Origin of the sequence: Streptomyces sp. NBC_00078, from assembly GCF_026343335.1 — a bacterium.
Classification (GTDB): domain Bacteria; phylum Actinomycetota; class Actinomycetes; order Streptomycetales; family Streptomycetaceae; genus Streptomyces.
In genome coordinates, this window is record NZ_JAPELX010000001.1 from 3,550,427 (window position 1) to 3,572,649 (window position 22,223).

Consider the following 22,223-nt stretch of genomic DNA (forward strand, 5'->3'; position numbering starts at 1 on the left):
AAGCGCTCGGGCGAACGGAAGCGCGGACGCCGGGTCTCCGACGTCCGCGCCTGCTTCTCCCTGGGCTGGACCCTGACCGGGCGCGAGGCCTGTGCCTGCGCGGGTCAGGTGATCCGTGGGGCCTACTCGATGACGAGGTCGACCTCGATGTTGCCGCGGGTGGCGTTGGAGTAGGGGCACACCTGGTGGGCGGTCTCGACGAGCTTGCGGCCGGTCGCCTCGTCCACGGTGTCCGGCAGCTCGATGCGGAGGGTGACCTTGAGGCCGAAGCCCTCACCCTGCTTGCCTATGCCGACCTCGGCGGTCACCGCGGCGTCGCTGACGTCGACCTTCGCCTGGCGGCCGACGAGGCCGAGAGCGCTGCCGAAACAGGCGGCGTAACCGGCGGCGAAGAGCTGCTCCGGGTTCGTGCCCTGGCCGTTGCCGCCCAGCTCCACCGGCGGGGCGAGCTGGAGGTCGATCTTGCCGTCGGAGGAGACGGCACGACCGTCGCGGCCGTGGGTGGCGGTGGCGACAGCGGTGTAGAGCGCGTCCATGGATGACCATCCCTCTCGAGTTCACGTTGTGGCGGCTCTTCCGTGGCCGCCTCACGGCCATAAGTAGAGCACACAATTCAATTGTGCACAACTAAATGGCCCGCAAGAGCTATCCTGGAGACATGACCACCGAGCCCGAGACCCCCGCGACCGACTGGCTCCGCCTCGACCAGCAGATCTGCTTCTCCCTGCACGCCGCCTCGCGCGCCTTCGGCGGTGTCTACCGGGTGATCCTCAAGGACCTGGGGCTCACCTATCCCCAGTACCTGGTGATGCTGCTGCTGTGGGAGCACGGTGATCTGCCGGTCAAGAAGCTGGGCGAACACCTGCGGCTCGACTCAGGCACCCTGTCCCCGCTGCTCAAGCGGCTGGAGACGGCCGGACTGGTACGGCGCGAGCGCAGCGTCCGCGACGAGCGCTCGGTCGAGGTCGGGCTGACCGGGCAGGGCACGGCGTTGCGCGAGCGCGCGGTGCAGGTACCGCGCCGTATCGCCGCGGCGACGGGCTTCGACGTCGACGAGATCCGCACCCTGCGAGCCCGCCTCGACGAGCTGACCGACGCCCTGGACGCGGCCGTGACGTCGGAGTCGGCGGGGCATCCGGAACAGGAATAGGCCGTGACCCGCCGGACTACGGACGAGGCGGCGACCCGCCGCAGCCACGCGGCGGACAGGGTGAGCTGCTGGTGCGCCGGGCCGTCGCCCCAAGGGCCGCCGCGGGCGGAGAAGCCGTCATACGCGCCGGGCGGCGGACGTAGAGGCGGAGGGTCACGCGACCGCTGACGTATTTCTCGCGGCCGGTGAACTGCTCCTCCACGAGCGCGAGCTTGACGCGGTCGGCCGGCTTGCCCTGACGCAGCCGAGAGCGCAGGAGCCTCGAATCGGCGACGACCCAGACGCGGGCCGCACCGAGGAGCTTGACCCGGAGCTCGCCGGGGGCGGATTCGCGTCCGCTGAGGGTGCCCGACCGGGGCCCCGGCTCCCGGAGCGCGACGTCCCGGGCCTGACTGAACCCCTTCGGATACGTCAGTGCCGCGAGCCGCCAGGTCGATGGCAGGTACAGCACCGGATCGCCGGGACGGATGTCACGGGCGGCGACGGCGGCGACGGCGGCGAGGTTCTCGGGGCGGTGCGCCGCGGAGCGGTCCTGCCGGTAGAGGGGGAGGCACTGGACGAAGGCGAGGCCGACGGCCAGGACACCGGTGAGGGTGACGAAACGGCCGTAGCGCCACCGGCTTCCGAGCGGTCGCAGGCGCCCCAGGGCCACGGCCACCCGATCGAGGCCTGCGGCCGTCAGCAACGGCGCTCCGGCCAGCGCGTACAGCACATACCGCTCGTGATACAGCGGCCGGTACTGCGACACGGTCATCAGGATCGCCGGCGGCAGCACGAGCAACGGGAACGCGACCATCGCCGGCCGCCCCGCCCCGAGCCCCACCACCATCAGCAGGACGCACACCCAGAACACCGCCCCCGTCGGACCGGTGGCGAAGTCCCCCACCAGCGCCTCCGCCTTGTCCCACCCGGGCGCGACCAACCACGCCACCTGCCCCGACTGCCGCTGCGACACCCACACCAGGGGCAGCACCACGACCCCCACCAGCCCCGCCGCCCGCACCCAGTCGAGCCACACCCTCCTCGGCACGCGCGCGAGCAGCAGGGTCACCGCATGCGCGCACAGCGCCAGTACCACCAGCTCGTGCAGCAGACAGGTCACGGCGAGGAGCCCCCCGTACCGCCACCACCACCCCTGCCGCGGCCGCCCCTCCACCGCCGGCACCAGCAGCAGCGTCGCCCCCGCCACGCCCGCCGCGACGATCGCGTACGACCGTCCCTCCTGCGCGTAGTGGCCGGTCACCGGCGTGATCGCGTAGAGCAGCCCGGCCCACAGTCCGACCCTCGGCCGGGCCAGCCGGACGCCGAGAGCCGCGACCAGGCCGGCCGTCGCGGCCGCCCCGCACACGGACGGCAGGCGCAGGACGACCTCGCCGGGGTGGACGGCGAGCACGAGGTGCATGAACAGGTAGTACAGGCCGTGCACCGCGTCCATCCCGTGGAGCAGCTGCCAGATCTGCGGCACCGTCCGCCGCCCGACCAGGAAGGTGACACTCTCGTCGCCCCACATGCCGCCTCGGTCGAGACCCCACAGCCCGATCGCGAGTATGACCGCGACGGGCACCGCCACGGCCACGATCTCCGCACGCACCCACCGACGGTTCGCCCGCCCCGCGTCCTCGATCTCCACAAGGCTGATTTTGTGCGGTTGGCGAGCGGTTAATGGGGATTGACTGTGTTTTAGCTCTTACACACCATTCGCCCGGCTTACGATCCGCCGTGATGAATGCAGCGATCACCCTTGTCCGCACGCACCGTCTCCTCACTCTCGGCACCGCCTGGCTCGCCACCCGTGCCCTGATGCTGTGGCTGCTCGCGCACAACGCGACGCCGCTGCTCGGCCGGGGCGGCGTCGCGCGGGAGGTGTGGCGCCTGTACCACCACTGGTACGGCGTCCTCGCGCACGGCGCCTTCCCCGCGCACGACCATCTGTGGCAGTACCCCCCGGGCGCAGGCGCGGTACTGCTGTCGCCCGCCCTGCTGCCGGGCCTGACCTACTTTCAGGCCTTCGTGGCTCTCACCCTCACCGCCGACGCGGCGATCACGCTGGCGCTGGCCCACGCGGGCACCCGTACCGGCCGCACCCTCCTCGGGGCCGTGATGTGGGTGGCCGGTCTCCCGCTCCTCCTGCACGTCCCGCTCGCCCGCTACGACGTGCAGGTCACGGCGTTCGCCGTCATCTCCCTGTTGACGTTGCCGCGCTCCACGCGCGCGCACGGGGCACTGGCGGCGCTCGGCGCACTGGTGAAGGTGTGGCCGGCGCTGGTGCTGCTGGGGACCCCGAGGGGGCGCACGACGCGTTCCGCGTGGGCCTGGGCCGCCGCCACCGGGGCCGTGTCGCTCGCGCTCTTCTCCGCGCTGTTCGCCAACCCGCTGGCGTTCCTGCGGCAACAGGGCGGCCGGGGCGTGCAGATCGAGTCGCTCGGCGGCACGGCGCTCGCCCTGGCCACGCATGCCGGATGGCCGGGGAAGGTCCGCTATCAGTACGGCGCGCTGGAGTTCACGGGACCGCATGTGCGGACCGTCGCGCACGTGTCCCTCGCGCTCACCGCGGTCGCCTTCGGGCTGCTGCTCCTGTGGCGACTGCGGGCCCGGCACTGGACGCCCGCGACTCCGTACGACGCCGCGTTGAGCGCGGTGCTGCTGTTCACCGTCACCAGCCGGGTGATCAGCCCGCAGTACATGATCTGGCTGCTGGGCACGGCCGCCGTGTGCCTGACCTCGCGGCACACCGTGCAACGCCCCGCAGCCGCCCTGATCCTGGTGGCCACCGCGCTCAGCGTCGTCGCCTATCCGACCCTGTACGCCCAGGTCAGGGCCTGCACCTGGACGGGCTGCGGCCTGATGCTCGCCCGCAACGGTCTGCTCGCCGCGGCCGCCGTACTGTCCTTCACCCGCCTGTGGCGCTCCACCGCCACCCCGCCCGCCAAGCGGACCCAGGCACCACGCATGTCCCCCGATTCACGGGGCGCTGCACCGGTCGTGCATGTATGACTCCCCGGGCCTGCTTCACTGATACCGACCTCATCGCACACCTCAGGCCAACTGACGAGGGGACGGCCGTACATGACCTGGCTGATCACCGGCGGTGCCGGCTACATCGGGGCGCACGTCGTCCGGGCGATGTCCGAGGCGGGCGAGAGGACCGTGGTGTACGACGACCTGTCGACGGGCATCGCCGAGCGCGTGCCGGACGGGGTGCCGCTGGTGGTGGGTTCGACTCTGGACGGCGAGCGGGTCGGGCGGTTGCTCGCGGACCACGACGTCACGGGGGTCGTGCACCTGGCGGCGAAGAAGCAGGTGGGCGAGTCGGTGGACCTGCCCCTGCACTACTACCGGGAGAACGTCGAGGGCCTGCGCGTCCTCCTGGAGGCCGTGACGGCGGCCGAGGTGCCGTCCTTCGTGTTCTCGTCGTCCGCGGCCGTCTACGGCATGCCGGACGTGGAGCTGGTGACGGAGGAGACGCCCTGCGTGCCGATGTCGCCGTACGGCGAGACGAAGCTGGCCGGCGAATGGCTGGTCCGGGCGACGGGCCGGGCGACCGGCCTGTCCACCGCCTCCTTGCGCTACTTCAACGTGGCGGGCGCGGCGGCCCCCCGGCTCGCGGACACCGGAGTCTTCAACCTGATCCCGATGGTCTTCGAGAAGCTCACCGAGAACGCACCCCCGCGCATCTTCGGCGCCGACTATCCGACCCCCGACGGGACGTGCGTACGCGACTACATCCACGTGGTGGATCTGGCCGAGGCGCATGTCGCGGCAGCCCGCGCGCTCCGGTCGTCCCGCGGCCGCGACCTCACCCTGAACATCGGCCGCGGTGAGGGAGTCTCCGTCCGCGAGATGATCGACCACATCAACGCGATCACGGGCTATGACCGTCCCCCGAAGGTCACCCCGCGCCGCCCGGGCGACCCGGCCCGCGTCGTCGCCTCAGCCGACCGCGCCTCCGCCGAGCTGGACTGGAAGGCCAAGCACGACATCCAGGACATGATCACGTCGGCCTGGGAGGGCTGGGTACGCCTGCATCCGGAGGCGGCGCGGGGCTAGCTAGTGCCTCGACAGGCAAGGACCTCGGCGGCGACACAGACCGGGTCAGGTCACCGGTCGTTCAGATACGTCAGTACGGCCGGAACCCGGCGGTGGCCGCTGTCGTTCGGCGGCAGTCCCAGCCTGAGGACGAGCCCTTCGCCCAGCAGGGCGTCGGCCTCGTCCTCCGCGATCACGACTCCCACGGCCGTCCCGCCTCGACTCCGGCGACCGCACGCGGCGACTCGTTCCCGGCCGCCGGCGGCCAGGGAGCGCAGCTCACTCACAGCGCCTTGGGATACTCACAATGCCTTGAGGGCCTCCGCGGTGGCCCGCGCGAGCGCCCCGAGATACCCCTTCGGCAGCTTCGGGCTGCGGATCACGACCGAGCGCCAGTACAGGGGGCCCGAGATCAGGTCGAGGGCCAGCTCGTCGTCGAACCCCTCGCGGATCTCGCCACGCCGCTCGGCCGCCACCAGGATCTTGCTGCTCACGCCCTCCTGCCCCTCCCGCAGCGTCTTCTGCATCGCCTCGGCGATCTCGGGGTTGCGGGCCGCCTCTGCCTGCAGGTCCGGGATGATCTGCGAGGCCACCGGGTGGCGCAGGGCGCGCGAGGTGACCTCGTAGAGCAGGCGCAGATCGCCCTCCAGTGAGCCCGTGTCCGGCGCCGGCAGGCCCATCACCGCGATCGCCGAGACGACGTCGAGCACCAGGTGCAGCTTGGATCGCCAGCGGCGGTAGACCGCGGTCTTGCCGACGCCCGCGCGGCGCGCGATCCCCTCGATGGACATCCGCGCGTAGCCGACGGCCGCGAGCTCCTCGAAGACGGCCGCCCGGATTGCTTCCGTCACATCCTCACGGAGTACGGCCGCCCCGGCGGGCGCACGGCGGCGCGGACGCGTCTGGGGCTCGTCGGCGTTCGTCGTCATACAGACCAGCATAGGGCGTTACGACGAAACGGTTGCGTTCCGACGTCAACTCGGCCTACGCTCACGTTGCGACGATACGGTCCCGTCCCGACGTAAGAGAACATGAAGAGAAGCGTAAGGAAACGTGGGACAACGGGCCGGCCGGACGCCGACATCCCCTCCCCCCGAGCGAAAGCAGCGGATGTGAGCCAGGTCATCCACACACCGCCCCCGGCGCCGGCACCGGCCGACGACGACCTCGCGGCGCTCGCCGCACGGCACGGCCTGTCGGTCAGCGGTGCCCGCCCCTCCCTGCCCGCGTACGTCCGGCAGTTGTGGGAGCGGCGCCACTTCATCACGGCGTTCGCCACGGCCAAGCTCACCGCGCAGTACAGCCAGGCGAAGCTCGGCCAGGTCTGGCAGGTCATGACCCCGCTGCTGAACGCGGCGGTGTACTACTTCATCTTCGGCGTCCTGCTGCACACCAAGAAGGGTGTGCCGGACTACATCCCGTTCCTGGTCACGGGCGTGTTCATCTGGACGTTCACGCAGAGCTCGATCATGGCGGGCACCCGCGCGATCTCCGGCAACCTCGGCCTGGTCCGGGCGCTGCACTTCCCGCGGGCCGCGCTGCCGATCTCCTTCTGCCTGCAGCAGCTCCAGCAGCTGCTGTTCTCGATGGCCGCGCTGGTCGTCATCCTGCTCTGCTTCGGCGTGCCGGTCGCCTTCTCCTGGGTGCTGGCGATCCCGGCCCTGGTACTGCAGTTCACCTTCAACGCGGGCATCGCGATGATCATGGCCCGGATGGGCGCCAAGACGCCGGACATCGCCCAGCTGATGCCCTTCGTGCTGCGCACCTGGATGTACATCTCGGGCGTCATGTGGAACATCGACAAGCTGACCGGCAAGGGCAGCGGGCTGCCGCACTGGTTGGCCCCGGTGCTCAAGGCCAACCCGGCCGCCGTCTACATCGACCTGATGCGCTACGCCCTGATCGACAGCTTCCACGCGCACCAGCTGCCGCCCCACGTGTGGGCGTTCTCGGTGGGCTGGGCCCTGCTCGCCGGCGTCGGCGGCTTCATCTACTTCTGGAAGGCTGAGGAGACGTACGGCCGTGGCTGAGTACACCAACGAGTTCACCGACGAGTACGCGGGCACGTTCACCGACGCGCTCCCCGGCGACCAGATCCCCACGGTCGTCGTCGACGGCGTCGACATCGTCTACCGGGTCAACGGCACCGGCGCCGGACGCGGCTCCGCGACCGCCGCCCTCAACCGCATGCTGCGCCGGGGGCAGGCCGAGAAGGCGGCGGGCGTGCGCAAGGTGCACGCCGTCAAGAACGTGTCCTTCATCGCCTACAAGGGCGAGGCGATCGGACTGATCGGCACCAACGGCTCGGGCAAGTCGACGCTGCTGAAGGCGGTCGCGGGCCTGCTGCCGGTGGAGAACGGCCACATCTACACCCACGGCCAGCCCTCTCTCCTCGGCGTCAACGCGGCCCTGATGGGCGACCTGACCGGTGAGCGCAACGTCCACCTCGGCGGTCTCGCCATGGGCATGTCCCGCGAGGAGATCAAGGAGCGCTACCAGGACATCGTCGACTTCTCCGGCATCAACGAGAAGGGCGACTTCATCACCCTGCCGATGCGCACGTACTCCTCCGGCATGGGCGCCCGTCTGCGCTTCTCCATCGCCGCCGCCAAGGACCACGACGTGCTCCTCATCGACGAGGCGCTCGCCACCGGCGACCGGTCCTTCCAGAAGCGGTCCGAACAACGCATCCGCGAGTTGCGCAAGCACGCGGGCACGGTGTTCCTGGTCAGCCACAACAACAAGTCGATCCGCGACACCTGCGAACGCGTGCTGTGGCTGGAGCGCGGCGAACTGCGCATGGACGGACCGACCGAGGACGTCATGAAGGAGTACGAGGCCTTCACCGGCGACAAGAGCGACAAGGCCAAGCCGAAGCCCAAGGTCGCCGTCGCCTCCTGACGTCCCGGCGTCCTGACGCTTCAACGACGAGGGCGCCCCGAGCCGTTCGGCTCGGGGCGCCCTCGTCGTCGTACGCCTCCGCAGGCCTACGACGTGGCCACAGGGCTTACGAATGCGTCCGCAGCAGGGTCCTCATCGTCCGCATCGCCACCGACAGGTTGGCGAGGTCGAACGTCTCCGAGCCCTGGATCTCGTCCAGGGTCGAGCGTGCCCGGCCCAGGATCGCCGCGTTCTTCTCCTCCCACGCCTTGAAGCGCTGCTCGGGAGTCGAGCTGCCGTTGCCCACGGCCAGGACGTCCGAGGTCACGGCCGCGTGGGCCGCGTACAGGTCCTCGCGGATGGAGGCGCGGGCCATGGACTGCCAGCGGTCGCTGCGGGGCAGCTCGATGATGCGGTCCATGAGCTGGGTGATGTGCAGCCGGTCGGCGAGGTCGTAGTAGACCTCGGCGACGTCCATCGGCTCCTTGCCCATACGGTCGGCCACCGAGACGATGTCCAGCGCCGGGAAGGCGGAGGAGAACCCCGCCACTCGTGTGGCCAGCTCGTCCGGGACGCCGGCGCCGGTCAGCTCGTCGTGGATCTGCTGCCACCACTCGAGGTCCGCGCCGCGCAGCAGCTTCGTCAGCTGCTGCCAGACCAGCTCGACGCGCTCGGCGAAGAACTCGACGGTCTCGGCGAGCTGCAGCGGTTGCGGCCGGTTGTTGAGCAGCCAGCGTGTGCCGCGCTCCACCAGCCGGCGCGAGTGCAGGCGGATACGGGTCTGGACGGCGGCCTCGACCTGGTTGTCCAGTCCCTCCACCGCGTCCCACACCGGTGCGGAGCGGAAGATCGCGCGGGCCGCGGTCTGCGCCCTGACGATCTCCTCCAGCGAGGCGCCGGTCTCCTCGCGCAGCCGGTGCAGATAGGTCGTACCACCCGTGTTGACCGTGTCGTTGACCAGGACGGTCGTGGTGATCTCACGGTTCAGCGGGTGGCCGTCGATCTGGTCGGTGAACTTCTCGCGCAGCGCGGCCGGGAAGTAGGTGTGCAGCAGACCGCGCAGATACGGGTCGTCCGGCAGCGAGGTGTGCAGCAGCTCGTCGGCGACCGTGATCTTCGTGTACGCCAGCAGGACGGCCGTCTCCGGGCTGGTCAGGCCCTGGCCCGCGCTGAGGCGCTCGCGGATCTGGCGGTCGGACGGGAGGAACTCCAGCGCCCGGTCCAGGTGGCCCGAGCGCACCAGGTGGCGCATGTAGCGCTGCTGGGCGTGGAGCATGTCCTTGGACTGGGCGAGCGCGTTGGCGATCGCCGTGTTCTGCGCGTAGTTGTTGCGCAGGACCAGGTGGCCGACCTCGTCGGTCATCTCGGCGAGCAGCTTGTTGCGCTGCTTGACGGTCATGTCACCGTCCGCCACCAGGCCGTTGAGCAGGATCTTGATGTTCACCTCGTGGTCGGAGGTGTCCACGCCCGCGCTGTTGTCGATCGCGTCCGTGTTGATCTTGCCGCCGTTCCGTGCGAACTCGATCCGGCCGAGCTGGGTCAGACCCAGGTTGCCGCCCTCACCGACGACCTTGACGCGCAGGTCGGCGCCGTCGACACGGATGGGGTCGTTGGCCTTGTCGCCGACGTCTGCCTGGGTCTCCGTGCTCGCCTTCACATACGTACCGATGCCGCCGTTCCACAGCAGGTCCACCGGGGCCTGGAGGATGGCCTTCATCAGGTCGGCCGGGGTCATCTTGGAGACCTTGCCCTCGATACCGAGGGCCTGGCGGATGTGCGAGTTGAGCGGGATGGCCTTGGCGGTACGCGGGAACACGCCGCCACCGGCCGAGATGAGTTCGGTGTTGTAGTCGGCCCAGCTGGAGCGCGGCAGCTCGAAGACGCGGCGGCGCTCGGCGTACGAGGTCTCCGCGACCGGGTTCGGGTCGATGAAGATGTGCCGGTGGTCGAAGGCGGCGACCAGGCGGATGTGCTCGCTCAGCAGCATGCCGTTGCCGAACACGTCGCCGGACATGTCGCCGATGCCGACGACCGTGAAGTCCTCGCTCTGCGTGTCGACGCCCAGCTCCCGGAAGTGCCGCTTGACGGACTCCCAGGCACCGCGGGCGGTGATGCCCATGCCCTTGTGGTCGTAGCCCGCGGAGCCGCCGGAGGCGAAGGCGTCGCCCAGCCAGAAGTTGTACGTCTCCGCGACCCCGTTGGCGATGTCCGAGAACGTCGCGGTGCCCTTGTCGGCGGCGACGACGAGATAGGTGTCGTCCTCGTCGTGGCGCACGACGTCGGCCGGGGGCACGACCTCGCCGGCCACCATGTTGTCGGTGATGTCGAGCAGGGCCGAGATGAACGTCTTGTAGCTGGCGATGCCCTCGGCCAGCCACGCGTCCCGGTCCACGCTCGGGTCCGGCAGCTGCTTGGCGACGAAGCCGCCCTTCGCGCCGACCGGCACGATGACGGTGTTCTTCACCATCTGCGCCTTGACCAGGCCGAGGATCTCGGTCCGGAAGTCCTCACGCCGGTCGGACCAGCGCAGACCTCCGCGCGCGACCTTGCCGAAGCGCAGGTGCACGCCCTCCACCCGCGGCGAGTACACCCAGATCTCGAACGCCGGACGTGGCGCCGGCAGGTCGGGCATCGCCTGCGGGTCGAACTTCATGGACACGTACGCGTGCGGCTTGCCGCCCGCGGCCTCCTGGAAGAAGTTCGTACGGAGGGTCGCCTTGATGACCGTCAGGAAGGACCGCAGGATCCGGTCCTCGTCGAGGGACGCCACCTGGTCGAGGGCCGCGTCGACCTCTTCGAGGAGGGCGTCGACGATCTCGCGGCCCGCGCGCTGGCGGTCCGGCGACATCCGCGCCTCGAACAGGGAGACCAGCAGCCGGGTGGTGTGGACGTTGTTGCGGAGGGTGTCCTCCATGTAGTCCTGCGAGAAGGTGGAGCCCGCCTGCCGCAGGTACTTCGCGTACGCCCGCAGCACCATCGCCTGGCGCCAGTCCAGCCCGGCGCTGAGCACGAGGGCGTTGAAGCCGTCGTTCTCCGCCTTGCCGGTCCACGTGGCGGCGAAGGCCTCCTGGAAGCGCTCGCGGCCGTCGTCGCCGAGGTAGTCGCCGCCGCCGTTGGGCGACTTGGGCATACGCAGGCCGAAGTCGTAGATCCACGCGGTGCTGCGGTCCGAGCAGCGCAGCTCGTACGGCCGCTCGTCCGTCACCTCGACGCCGAGCCGGCTGAGGGCCGGCAGCACCGCCGACAGGGATACGGCCTCGCCCCTGCGGTAGATCTTGAACCGGCGCTCCTCGGGGGAGGCGCCCACGGGCTCGTACAGGCTGAGCGAGAAGTCCTTGCCGCTCGCGGCCTGCGCCTCGCTGAGCTGTTCGAGGTGGACGAGGTCGGCGACCGCGGCACGCGGCGTGTGGTCCGCCTTGTAGCCCTCGGCGAAGGCGCTGCCGTACTTGCGCAGCAGCTCTGCGGCCTTCTCCTCGCCGCACTCGGCGTTCAGTGCCTCGGCGAAGCCGTCGGCCCAGGAACGCGCGGCCTCCACCAGCCGCGCCTCGATGCGCTCCTTGTCGGCGTCCGACAGCTCCGGCAGCTCGGTGCCCTGCGGAACGCGCACCACGAAGTGCAGCCGGGAGAGGATCGACTCGGTGTTCCAGGCGGTGAAGTCGACGCTGGTGCCGTCGAGTTCCTCCTTCAGGATGTCGATGATCCTGAGGCGGACGCCGGTGGTGTAGCGGTCGCGCGGGAGGTAGACGAGGGCGGAGTAGTAGCGCCCGTACTCGTCCTGGCGCAGGTAGAGGCGTAGCCGCCTGCGCTCCTGGAGGTAGAGGACGGAGGTGGCGATGGCCTCGAGCTCGTCGGCCGGGGTCTGGAAGAGCTCGTCGCGCGGGTAGGTCTCCAGGATCTGCAGCAGGTCGCGCCCGTCGTGGCTGTTGGGCGAGAACCCGGCGCGCTCCAGGACCTCCTCGACCTTGCGGCGGATGACCGGAACCCGGCGCACCGACTCGGTGTACGCGGCGGAGGAGAACAGACCGAGGAAGCGGCGCTCGCCGACGACGTTGCCGTCCGCGTCGAACTTCTTGACGCCGATGTAGTCCAGATACGAAGGCCGGTGCACGGTCGAGCGGCTGTTCGCCTTGGTCAGGACGAGGAGCTTGTGCTCGCGGGCCTTGGCGCGGGCGTCGGCGGGCAGCCGCTCGAAGGACGGGCTGACCGGGTGGCTCTCGTCCGCGGCGTGCTGCGGGTCGGAGCGCAGGATGCCGAGGCCGGTGCCCGGCACGGCGGCCAGCGAGTCGTCCTCGCGCAGCTCGTACTCGCGGTAGCCGAGGAAGGTGAAGTGGTCGGCGCCCAGCCAGCGCAGCAGCTCGCGGGCCTCCTCGACGTCCTGCTCGCGCAGCTCGGAGGCGACGGGCTCGGCGGGCAGCTCGTCGGCCATGCGCAGCGCCGCGTCCCGCATCTTGTCCCAGTCCTCGACGGTCTCGCGGACGTCGGACAGGACACGCAGCAGGTCGGCGGTGATCTGCTTGAGGTCGCCGCGGTCGGTCTCGCGGTCGATCTCGACGTGGATCCAGGACTCGGTGTGCGCGTCGTGCGGAAGGTCGCCGCCCGACTGCGCGCTGAGCACCTCGATGAGCTTGCCCGTGACGTCCCGGCGGACGACGATCTGCGGGTGGATGACGACGTGGATGCCGCGTCCCTGCCGCGTCAGCTCATTGGTGACGGAGTCGACCAGGAAGGGCATGTCGTCGGTGACGACCTCGACGACGGAGTGGCTGCACGTCCACCCGTTCTCCTCCACCGTGGGCGTGTGCACCCGTACGTTGGCCGTGCCCTGCGGGCGGTTCTCGGCCAGCCGGTAGTGCGAGAGTGCGGCTCCGAAGATGTCGACCGGGTCGCGGTCGCTGAGGTCCTCCGGGGCGGTGTGCAGGTAGTAGCGCTGGAGGAACGCGAGCACGGTGTCCCGGTCGGGCGTGCCCTCATCCGTCGTCCCGGTCGGTAGGTGCCCCCCGACCGGGCTGTTCTCAGCTACCCGGGCGGCCCTCTCGAGCAGCTCGGCCTTGGCTTCGTCCAGCTTGGTCTGCATTGTCCTCTGGCTCCTGTCGCGCGCCGTTGCGTGACGTAGAAGGAAGTACGGGCTCTTCCCCTGGGACGTGACGCCGAGACGCGGGGTGTCCGGTCTGCTCCGACGCTATGCCGCAGGGAGAGATGAGCGGGGGGTTATCAGCCATTCTCGACGCGCCCACAGGGTGTGACGCTGCTCTCTGCGGCGTCTGCTTCCGGGGTGTGTGCGGCGTCCTGGGGGTCCGTGCGACCCCGTCCCGCCCGCGAGGACCAGCGACCGCCGCCCGGTCACGGAGGTGTTCCGTGCTCACCGGGCGTAGGGCAGGGACATGGATGCCCCCGCGAGCTATCGCGCTGATCACGCCATAAGGCTATCGCTCACCATAGGGGGCCCGTCATGAGCCGTATGTGTACAAAACCAGGGGTGGAACTTTGACACTCTGCACAGGGGCGTGCGCCCTGTTGTCGTGCGGGTCGGCGACTGCAGCCCTTCATCTGATCCCCCTTGCTCGAAAACGACCGGACCTCTTGGCAAGGCCCGACATACAGGCCGCGGGCGCCAGCTTCCAGGACGCCGAGGCGGTGGTCGACGGCACCCTGGTCTCGTCCCGCGCCTGGCCGGACCACCCGAGCTGGATGCGCGAGTTCCTGACCGTGCTGCGTGCGAAGGCACCGGCGACCTGACCGCCCCACCGCCGCGCGAACGCCCGCAGGCTCAGGCCGCCAGCCGCTCCGCCTCCGCGACGGCCTCCGCCAACGAGTCCACCACCGGCACGCCCACCTCTTCCAGACTGGCCCGCCCGTGCGAACCGCCGGTGTAGAGCACGGCCCGCGCTCCCACGTGCCGTGCGGCCACCGCATCGTCGGCGGCGTCGCCTATCACCACCGTGCGAGCCGGGTCCACACCGGTCAGCGAGGCGAGGTGTCGCACCATGTGCTCCGCCTTGCTGCCGCCCGAGGGCCCGGTCCGCCCGTCGACGCGTATGAAGTGCGCCTCTATCCCGAACCCCCGGACCAAGGGGACGAGTTCGTCGTGCCCGTACATGCTGAGGATCGACTGGCTGCGGCCCGCCGACCGCCATCCGGCGAGCAGCTCCACCGCGCCCGCGGTGAGCCCGCAGCCGACCCGGTGCTCGGTGTAGTACCGGTGGAAGGTCACATCCATGACGTCCCACTCGGCGTCCGTCGGCAGCCGCCCCAGCAGGCGCTCGTAGAACTTGGGCACCGGTACGCAGTACAGCGCGCGGTACTGCTCCATCGTGATCGGCTCAAGGCCCAGCTCGGCGAATGCCGCGTTCGTCGCGCCGATGATCGCGTCATTGTCGTGGAACAGCGTCCCGTTCCAGTCCCAGACGATGTGCGTCCCTGTCTGCTTCCCCATGCCAAAAACGTACCCGCCACCACTGACAATCAAGAGAGCAGCAGGTCAGAGAGGTATTGAGAGGTCAGAGAGCGTTGAGAGGCCAGAGAGGCATTGAGCGGGGCGCGGGGAGGGCTCAGGCGCCGAGTTCCACCAGGCTGGGGATCTCCTGCGTCGCGTACCACAGCAGCTCGTGGTCCTCGGCGCCGTCCACCACGAACTGCGCGTCGTCGTCCCCGCGGTCCGCCGCCTCCAGCGCCTCGGCCGCGGCGGCCACGTCGGTCTCTGCGTCGTCGAGGTCGACGTGCACGGCCGCCGCCTTGGCGAGCCGTACGGTCCCGGTCACCCGCACCTCGCCGAGCGCGGCCGGGTCGAGACCCCGGTCGGGGTCCACGGCCGCCGCGCCGTCGGCCACGTCGACGGCGACCACGACCCGGCGCCGTACCGCCCCCGGATCCGAGGCCAGCAGCCGCAGCGAGGCCAGCGCGGCGCGGTTCAGGGCCGCGTACTCCAGTTCCTCGATGTCTTCGGAGAGGTACCACTCGCGCAGGGCGGGCGTGACGGCGTAGGCGGCGAGCGGCCCCGCCCCCAGCTCTCCCGTCCTGTACGCCTCGGCGAGACCGGAGAGGGTCAGGGGGACGTAGACGCGCATGTCTGGCCGCTTTCGTGGTCGGGTACCGGGCGCGGCAGCCGCGCCGTCCGGAGGGGCTTCAGGATACGTGCGGGGAGTCCCCTTTCGAGTCCCTGCCCCCAGGCCCGGAGGCGTCCACTTCCCGCCCCGGAAGTCACCCGGCACACCCCCGTGATCATGGGCTCCGGCACCCCCTCCGTCACCCTGATAGGTGAAGAATCCAGCCGTTCCGACCTGGACCCCCAGGTCCTTGCGGCAGCGGTCCCGCGCCCCGTACAAGATCCCCAACGCGAAGTTACCGCCCGGTATCAACCGGGCCCTCCGAACGGGGAAGCGCATGCACAAGGTCATGACCAGGGCGCAGCACCAGCCGGGCACCCGCCCTCCGGGCCGCCGCGACTCCCGCCGCCCCGGCGGCGCCCCGCCCCACGTCCCGGGCGGAACCCCGACCCGCACCGCACCGGGCGGCGGCCGCCCACCGGGCTCCCGGGCCGGCGGCCACTCTCCGAACGCCAGGCCCGACGACAACCGTCCGCCGACCGCTCCCGCCGGGCCGGCCAGGCGGGCGACCGCAGCCAGCACCGGGCCGGTCACCCCGCCGAAGGGCACCGCGCCGTCAGCCACGGACTCCGGCGCGAGCACCTCCATTGCCCCCGCCTGCCGCACCACCACCCACGCCCCGCCGGACGTCGTTCCCGTCCCTGGTGAAGCCGCATCGGCCGCCCCGGCCGCCGGGATCACGGCCGGCCGCCCCGGACCCGCCCCCCGGCCCCGTCCCACCGACGTCTTCGCCGATCTCCTGCTCGCGGTGCTGAGCGGCCAGCGTCCGGTCCACTCCATGCTGCGGCACACCGCGGGCCGGGCCTACGACGAACTGGCCTGGCTCGCGGAACGCGGCCCCCTGCGCACCCGCGGCACCCGCCCGGTCGTCCGCGACATCGGCTACTACGAAGCCCGTCCCGGCGCCGTCGAGGCCTTCGCGCGTGTCGGTGCCGGCGACCAGCTGCGGGCCATGGCCTTCCGCCTGGAACGCGGCCAGGACCTGCGCTGGCGCTGCACGGCCGTCGAGCTCGGCGGCCCACGCCCACCGCGCCCGACCGACGACTAGGGCAGGCCTGTCGTTCGGATCAGGCCGGCCGTGACGCCCAGTTCATTCCGGCCGACCCGAGCGGGCCCGGTGCGTGCTGCCGCAGGCCGCAGGAGGGCGTCGACGCGGAGCGTCGGCAACCAATGACGACGCCGCAGATGCGCGTGCCAGACCCGCTCGGGTCGGCCTGATCCAAACGACAGTCCCTGGGGCGGGCAGTACGCCGAAGGGCCGGGTCACCCAGAGGTGACCCGGCCCTTCAAGCCGCTGCTACGGCGCCCAGGCGCCGCTTTCTACTTCCTGCGGCGCCGCCCGCCGCGGGACTGCTTGCGCCGCTCCGCGCGCGTGAGACCGTCGGCCTCGGAGCGCACGGGCTCGTCGTCGTCGCCGAATTCGCCCTCGACGGTGCCGCCCTCGCCGTCCACGGTCGGCGCGGAGAAGTGCAGGTTCCGGCGCTGCGGAGCGTCCAGCCCCTTCGCACGGATCTCGGGGCGCGAGCCCGCCTGTGCCGGCACCGCGTCCTTCTTGTCCATGTCGACCGGCTGGGCGTCCTCGACCGGGACCTCCTCGACCTGCTGCTCGACCTGGACCTCCAGGTTGAACAGGTAGCCGACGGACTCCTCCTTGATGCCCTCCATCATGGCGGTGAACATGTCGAAGCCCTCGCGCTGGTACTCGACCAGCGGGTCCTTCTGCGCCATCGCGCGCAGGCCGATGCCCTCCTGGAGGTAGTCCATCTCGTAGAGGTGCTCGCGCCACTTGCGGTCCAGGACCGACAGCACGACCCGGCGCTCCAGCTCACGCATGATCTCGGAGCCGAGCTGCGACTCCCTCGACGCGTACTGCTCGTGGATGTCGTCCTTGATGGACTCGGAGACGTACTCGGCGGTCAGACCCGCCCGGTCACCGGCCGCGTCCTCCAGCTCCTCGACGGTCACCTTGACCGGGTAGAGCTGCTTGAAGGCGCCCCACAGCCGGTCGAGGTCCCAGTCCTCCGCGAAGCCCTCGGCGGTCTCCGCGGCGATGTACGCGTCGATCGTGTCGTCCATGAAGTGCACGACCTGCTCCTGCAGGTCCTCACCCTCCAGAACGCGGCGCCGCTCGCCGTAGATGACCTCACGCTGGCGGTTGAGGACCTCGTCGTACTTCAGGACGTTCTTACGGGTCTCGAAGTTCTGCTGCTCGACCTGCGACTGGGCGGAGGCGATCGCGCGCGTGACCATCTTGTTCTCGATCGGCACGTCGTCCGGGACGTTCGCCATCGACATCACGCGCTCGACCATCTGGGCCTTGAAGAGCCTCATCAGGTCGTCGCCGAGGGAGAGGTAGAAGCGGGACTCGCCGGGGTCGCCCTGACGGCCGGAACGACCGCGCAGCTGGTTGTCGATACGACGCGACTCGTGCCGTTCGGTGCCCAGGACGTAGAGCCCGCCGAGGTCCTTGACCTCCTCGAATTCGGCCTTCACGGCCTGCTCGGCCCTCTTCAGGGCGGAGGGCAGAGCCTGGGCCCACTCCTCGATGTGCTCCTCCGGGTCGAGGCCGCGCTGGCGCAGCTCCGCCTCGGCGAGGTCGTCCGGGTTGCCGCCGAGCTTGATGTCGGTACCGCGGCCGGCCATGTTCGTGGCCACGGTCACGGCGCCCTTGCGGCCGGCCTGGGCGATGATCGGCGCCTCACGGTCGTGCTGCTTCGCGTTCAACACCTCGTGCTGGATGCCGCGCTTGGAGAGCTGCTGCGAGAGGTATTCGGACTTCTCGACCGACGTCGTACCGACGAGGATCGGCTGGCCCTTCTCGTGCTTCTCTGCGATGTCGTCGACGACCGCCTCGAACTTGGCCACCTCGGTGCGGTAGATCAGGTCCGACTGGTCCTTGCGGACCATCGGCCGGTTGGTCGGGATCGGGACGACGCCGAGCTTGTAGATCTGGTGGAACTCGGCGGCCTCGGTCATCGCCGTACCGGTCATGCCGGAGAGCTTGCTGTAGAGGCGGAAGAAGTTCTGCAGGGTGATCGTGGCGAGGGTCTGGTTCTCGTCCTTGATGTCCACCCCTTCCTTCGCCTCGATCGCCTGGTGCATACCCTCGTTGTAGCGGCGGCCGGCGAGGATACGGCCGGTGTGCTCGTCGACGATCATGACCTCGCCGTCGATGACGACGTAGTCCTTGTCCTTCTTGAAGAGCTCCTTGGCCTTGATGGCGTTGTTCAGGTAGCCCACCAGCGGGGTGTTCACCGACTCGTAGAGGTTGTCGATGCCCAGCCAGTCCTCGACCTTGCTGACGCCGGGCTCGTGGATGGCGACCGTGCGCTTCTTCTCGTCCACGTCGTAGTCGCCGGTCTCCTCCTCGCCCTTCAGCGGGTTGCCCGCCTCGCCCTTCTTCAGGCGCGTGACGAGCTTGGCGAAGTCGCCGTACCACTTGGTGGCCTGGTCGGCCGGGCCGGAGATGATCAGCGGCGTACGGGCCTCGTCGACCAGGATGGAGTCGACCTCGTCGACGATGGCGAAGTTGTGGCCGCGCTGCACCAGTTCGTCCTTCGACCACGCCATGTTGTCGCGCAGGTAGTCGAAGCCGAACTCGTTGTTCGTGCCGTACGTGATGTCGCACTCGTACTGCTCGCGGCGCTCGGCCGGCGTCATGTTGGCGAGGATGCAACCGACGGTCAGGCCCAGGAACTTGTGGACGCGGCCCATCATTTCGGAGTCGCGCTCGGCCAGGTAGTCGTTGACCGTGATGAGGTGGACGCCCTTGCCGGAGAGCGCGTTGAGATACGCGGGCAAGGTGCCGACCAGGGTCTTGCCCTCACCGGTCTTCATCTCGGCGACGTAACCGAGATGGAGCGCGGCACCACCCATCATCTGAACGTCGTAGTGACGCTGTCCGAGGACGCGCTTGGCGGCCTCGCGTACGGTGGCGAACGCCTCGGGGAGCAGGTCGTCCAGGCTCTCTCCGTCGGCGTACCGCTGCTTGTACTCATCGGTGAGGGCCCGCAGCTCGGCGTCGGAGAGGTCGACAAAGTCCTCTTCGATGGACTTGACCTGGTCCGCGATGCGGTGCAGCTTGCGCAGGATCTTGCCTTCGCCTGCACGCATGATCTTCGAGAGGACGGACACGGGGGTTGGTCTCCTTGCCGGTCGGGCCTGGCACGGTCGGTTTCATTTGACTTACTGAGCAACGGCCATCGTATGCGAGGAGACCGCCAAGCCGGGAGGCCTGCCGGGACGACGGCGGCAGGCGGCTTCTCGCACCGCTTCAAATCTTCTTCAAAAGGGTCAACGGCCGGGCCCCGCGGATGGTGCCGCACCCCGCCGACGAATTGCGCGAATTGTGATCACCCGCTCACACACGGCTAAAACATGGCGTGCTCGTCGGCCGTCCCAGCAGAATCGGCCGATGGAACCCGTGACGCTCACGACCGCCCGTCTCCTTCTGCGCACCGTCGGCGCCGAACACACCGACGCCGTGTACGCCGCCGCCCAGGACCCCGACATCCAGCGGTGGACCACGATCCCCTCGCCCTATCTCCCCGAGCACGCGCGCAGCTTCACCCACGAGTTGGTCCCCGAGAGCTGGGCGAGCGGCTCGATGCTCACCTTCGGTCTCTTCCTCCCCGAAGGGGAGGAACTGGTGGGCATGCTCGGCCTCACCATGCACTCCCTGAGCGTGACCGAGATCGGCTTCTGGAGCACAAAGGAGCACCGGGGCAACGGCTATGTCACCGAGGCCGCCGTCGCCGCCTCCCGCTGGGCCTTCACCCATCTGTCGGTGGACCGGGTGGAATGGCGTGCGGAGGTCGGCAACAGAGCCTCCCGCGCGGTGGCGGAACGCGCCGGCTTCGTCGTCGAGGGCGTCCTGCGCTCCGCGATCATCCACCAGGGCGTACGCCGGGACTGCTGGGTGGGTTCGCTGCTGCCCTCGGACCTGGGCCTTGCGTCTACGGCGCCCTATCTGCCGGCGCCTGCCCCTGCACCGGGCGCCCCGTGACGAATGTGCAGGCCACCGGCGATTGTCAGTCCCGGCGCCTATCGTGCGGACCATGACGACCCCGCGCCCCATCACCGACCTCTCGGCAGACGACGCCCGCCGCATCGCCCTGCGCGCCCAGGGCTTCGTCGGCACGCCCGACCGCAGAGCCGGCGTCCGCGGCGTCCTCCGCCACCTCGGCGCGGTCCAGCTGGACACGATCTCGGTCCTGGCGCGCTCCCACGAGCTCATCGCGTACGCCCGCCTCGGCGCCGTCGGCCGCCAGACGGTGGAGAGTGTCTACTGGAAGGCCGCGTCCGACCTCCCGCACTCCTTCGAGTACTGGTCGCACGCCGCGTGCATCCTCCCCGTCGAGGAGTGGCCCCACTTCGCCTTCCGCCGCCGTGCCTACCGAAATCGCCCGCACTGGAACCACGCCCTCCCGGACGGCACCTACGACCAGGTCATCAAGCAACTCCGCGCCGAAGGCCCCCTCACGGCCACGGAGTTGGGCGGCGCCAAGCGCACCAGCGAGTGGTGGGACTGGTCCGGCACCAAGGTCGCCGTCGAGCGCGCCCTGATGTACGGCGAGGTGGTGTGCGTGGAGCGCCGCGGCTGGAAGCGGGTCTACGACCTCGCCGAGCGCGCGATCCCGGACGCACTGCTGCACGACGAGCTGGATGACACGGAGTGCCTGCGCCGGCTGGTCGGTCTGGCGGGCCGGTCCCTGGGCGTCGGCACGCGCGCGGACATCGCCGACTACCACCGCCTCAAGGGCGAGCAGGTCGACTCGGTCATCGCAGGTTCCGGCCTGGTCCCCGTCACGGTCGAGGGCTGGGGCAAGCCGGCCTGGGCCGACCCGTCGGCCTTGGATGCACTGCCACGGGGTCGCCACCGCACCACACTCCTGTCCCCGTTCGACTCACTGATCTGGGAACGGGCACGCACGGAGCGGATCTTCGGCTTCACCCACCGCCTGGAGGCCTACGTCCCCAAGCCGAAGCGGGTGTACGGCTACTTCGCCATGCCGGTGCTCGCGGGCGGCCGCCTGGTCGGCCGCGTCGACCCGGCTCGTGAGGGCCGCACGCTGGTGGCCAGGCAGGTCCACCTGGACGGCCCCAAGGCGGTCCCCGCGGTGGCTCAGGCCCTGGCGGAGGCCGCGAGCTGGGTGGACTGCACGGACGTACGGGTGGAACGGATGGAGGCGCCCGAACTGCGCGAGCCCCTGGCCAGGGAGCTCACCCGCGCACTCGGCTGAGCGTCACCGGATCTCCAGGATCTTCTCCCGCATCGCGTACACCACCGCCTCCATCCTGGAGTGCAGCTGCAGCTTCTCCAGGATGTTGCGCACATGGTTCTTCACGGTGTTCTCGGAGATGAACAACTCCTTGGCGATGTCCCGGTTGTTCATTCCCGTGGCCACGAGCTTGAGGACCTCCAGCTCGCGGTCCGTCAGCCGCGGCGCGGGGACGAGCCGGCGCTCGTCGGTCCGCTGGATCATCGACTTGAACTCGGTGAGCAGCTTCGACGCCATCGAAGGGCTGATCTGCGACTGCCCGTCGGCCACCGCGCGAATGGCGGTGGCCACCTCGTCCGTGGAGATCTCCTTGAGGAGATATCCGGTCGCACCCGCCTTGATCGCGTCGTAGAGGTCGGCCTCCTCGTCGCTGATCGTCAGCATGATGATCTTGGCGCTGGGGGCCACCTCCTTGATGGAGGTGCAGGCCTCGATCCCGCCCCGCTTGGGCATCCGCACGTCCATCAGGACGATGTCGGGCAGCAGGTCGGCGGCCTTGTCGACGGCCTCCGCGCCGTCCCCGGCCTCCCCGACGACCTGGATGTCCTCCTCGGCCGCGAGCACGATCTCCAGGCCCCGGCGGAAGAGGGCGTGGTCGTCCACGACAAGCACCCGGATCGGCTCCTTGCGTGGAACTCCCGCGTCCGGGCCCATGCCGACGACGCCGCCGTCGGCATCCTCGTCACGCATCGGTCCGAAGCTGTCCGCCATCGTTCCTCCCCCTGAAGGCTGCGGCCTGTGGTGCTGCGCCATCGCCAACCCAAGGCAACGGCCCATCGGTTG

Annotated in this window: 17 protein-coding genes and 1 pseudogene; 9 read left to right on the top strand and 9 right to left on the bottom strand. The window is 70.0% G+C overall.

What is annotated here, in order from left to right:
* Positions 1-122: 122 nt before the first annotated feature.
* Complete coding sequence (locus OOK07_RS16540) at positions 123-536, bottom strand: organic hydroperoxide resistance protein (RefSeq protein WP_266680958.1); 414 nt, start codon at positions 534-536, stop codon at positions 123-125.
* A 122-nt stretch (positions 537-658) separates the two neighbouring features.
* Here OOK07_RS16540 and OOK07_RS16545 point away from each other — a divergent pair, with 122 nt between their 5' ends.
* Positions 659-1,150, top strand: coding sequence for a MarR family winged helix-turn-helix transcriptional regulator (locus OOK07_RS16545; RefSeq protein WP_266680960.1), 492 nt, complete (start codon positions 659-661; stop codon positions 1,148-1,150).
* Positions 1,151-1,166: 16 nt separating this feature from the next.
* Here OOK07_RS16545 and OOK07_RS16550 read toward each other — a convergent pair whose 3' ends face one another.
* A complete protein-coding gene (locus OOK07_RS16550) occupies positions 1,167-2,780 on the bottom strand; it encodes a glycosyltransferase family 39 protein (protein ID WP_323182961.1) in 1,614 nt (537 codons plus the stop codon).
* A gap of 92 nt (positions 2,781-2,872) precedes the next feature.
* Here OOK07_RS16550 and OOK07_RS16555 point away from each other — a divergent pair, with 92 nt between their 5' ends.
* Positions 2,873-4,144, top strand: coding sequence for a glycosyltransferase 87 family protein (locus OOK07_RS16555; protein ID WP_266797175.1), 1,272 nt, complete (start codon positions 2,873-2,875; stop codon positions 4,142-4,144).
* A 72-nt stretch (positions 4,145-4,216) separates the two neighbouring features.
* Positions 4,217-5,197: a UDP-glucose 4-epimerase GalE gene (gene galE / locus OOK07_RS16560; RefSeq protein WP_266680964.1), complete on the top strand. Its 981-nt coding sequence runs from the start codon at positions 4,217-4,219 to the stop codon at positions 5,195-5,197.
* 50 nt (positions 5,198-5,247) lie between these two features.
* Here the strand turns inward: galE and OOK07_RS16565 are convergent, their stop codons facing one another.
* Positions 5,248-5,382 (bottom strand): hypothetical protein, encoded by a 135-nt coding sequence (locus tag OOK07_RS16565; RefSeq protein ID WP_266680966.1) that lies wholly within the window; start codon positions 5,380-5,382, stop codon positions 5,248-5,250.
* A 96-nt stretch (positions 5,383-5,478) separates the two neighbouring features.
* Positions 5,479-6,117, bottom strand: coding sequence for a TetR/AcrR family transcriptional regulator (locus tag OOK07_RS16570; RefSeq protein ID WP_266797176.1), 639 nt, complete (start codon positions 6,115-6,117; stop codon positions 5,479-5,481).
* Between the two features lie 171 nt (positions 6,118-6,288).
* Between OOK07_RS16570 and OOK07_RS16575 the strand changes: the two genes are divergently transcribed.
* On the top strand, positions 6,289-7,206 hold the full coding sequence (locus OOK07_RS16575; RefSeq protein ID WP_266680970.1) for an ABC transporter permease: 918 nt from the start codon (positions 6,289-6,291) through the stop codon (positions 7,204-7,206).
* 64 nt (positions 7,207-7,270) lie between these two features.
* On the top strand, positions 7,271-8,077 hold the full coding sequence (locus tag OOK07_RS16580; RefSeq protein WP_266683549.1) for an ABC transporter ATP-binding protein: 807 nt from the start codon (positions 7,271-7,273) through the stop codon (positions 8,075-8,077).
* A gap of 106 nt (positions 8,078-8,183) precedes the next feature.
* On the opposite strand, the gene OOK07_RS16585 is transcribed toward OOK07_RS16580, so the two are convergent.
* Positions 8,184-13,130: an NAD-glutamate dehydrogenase gene (locus OOK07_RS16585; protein WP_266797178.1), complete on the bottom strand. Its 4,947-nt coding sequence runs from the start codon at positions 13,128-13,130 to the stop codon at positions 8,184-8,186.
* Positions 13,131-13,648: 518 nt separating this feature from the next.
* Here OOK07_RS16585 and OOK07_RS16590 point away from each other — a divergent pair.
* Positions 13,649-13,792, top strand: a pseudogene (locus tag OOK07_RS16590) (peptidase); the annotation flags it as partial.
* A gap of 31 nt (positions 13,793-13,823) precedes the next feature.
* Here OOK07_RS16590 and OOK07_RS16595 read toward each other — a convergent pair.
* Both OOK07_RS16595 and OOK07_RS16600 read right to left on the bottom strand, forming a co-directional pair.
* Positions 13,824-14,489: an HAD family hydrolase gene (locus OOK07_RS16595; RefSeq protein WP_266680976.1), complete on the bottom strand. Its 666-nt coding sequence runs from the start codon at positions 14,487-14,489 to the stop codon at positions 13,824-13,826.
* A gap of 115 nt (positions 14,490-14,604) precedes the next feature.
* Positions 14,605-15,120, bottom strand: a complete 516-nt coding sequence (locus OOK07_RS16600) for a DUF6912 family protein (protein ID WP_266797181.1) — start codon at positions 15,118-15,120, stop codon at positions 14,605-14,607.
* 316 nt (positions 15,121-15,436) lie between these two features.
* On the opposite strand from OOK07_RS16600, the gene OOK07_RS16605 reads away from it, so the two are divergent.
* Positions 15,437-16,207, top strand: a complete 771-nt coding sequence (locus OOK07_RS16605; protein WP_266797183.1) for an Rv3235 family protein — start codon at positions 15,437-15,439, stop codon at positions 16,205-16,207.
* Between the two features lie 272 nt (positions 16,208-16,479).
* Here OOK07_RS16605 and secA read toward each other — a convergent pair whose 3' ends face one another.
* Positions 16,480-19,293 (bottom strand): preprotein translocase subunit SecA, encoded by a 2,814-nt coding sequence (gene secA / locus OOK07_RS16610; protein WP_266680982.1) that lies wholly within the window; start codon positions 19,291-19,293, stop codon positions 16,480-16,482.
* Positions 19,294-19,573: 280 nt separating this feature from the next.
* Between secA and OOK07_RS16615 the strand changes: the two genes are divergently transcribed.
* Positions 19,574-20,164 (top strand): GNAT family N-acetyltransferase, encoded by a 591-nt coding sequence (locus OOK07_RS16615; protein ID WP_266797185.1) that lies wholly within the window; start codon positions 19,574-19,576, stop codon positions 20,162-20,164.
* A gap of 52 nt (positions 20,165-20,216) precedes the next feature.
* Complete coding sequence (locus OOK07_RS16620) at positions 20,217-21,401, top strand: winged helix-turn-helix domain-containing protein (RefSeq protein ID WP_266797186.1); 1,185 nt, start codon at positions 20,217-20,219, stop codon at positions 21,399-21,401.
* Between the two features lie 3 nt (positions 21,402-21,404).
* Here OOK07_RS16620 and OOK07_RS16625 read toward each other — a convergent pair whose 3' ends face one another.
* Complete coding sequence (locus tag OOK07_RS16625) at positions 21,405-22,151, bottom strand: response regulator (protein ID WP_266680988.1); 747 nt, start codon at positions 22,149-22,151, stop codon at positions 21,405-21,407.
* Positions 22,152-22,223: the final 72 nt, after the last annotated feature.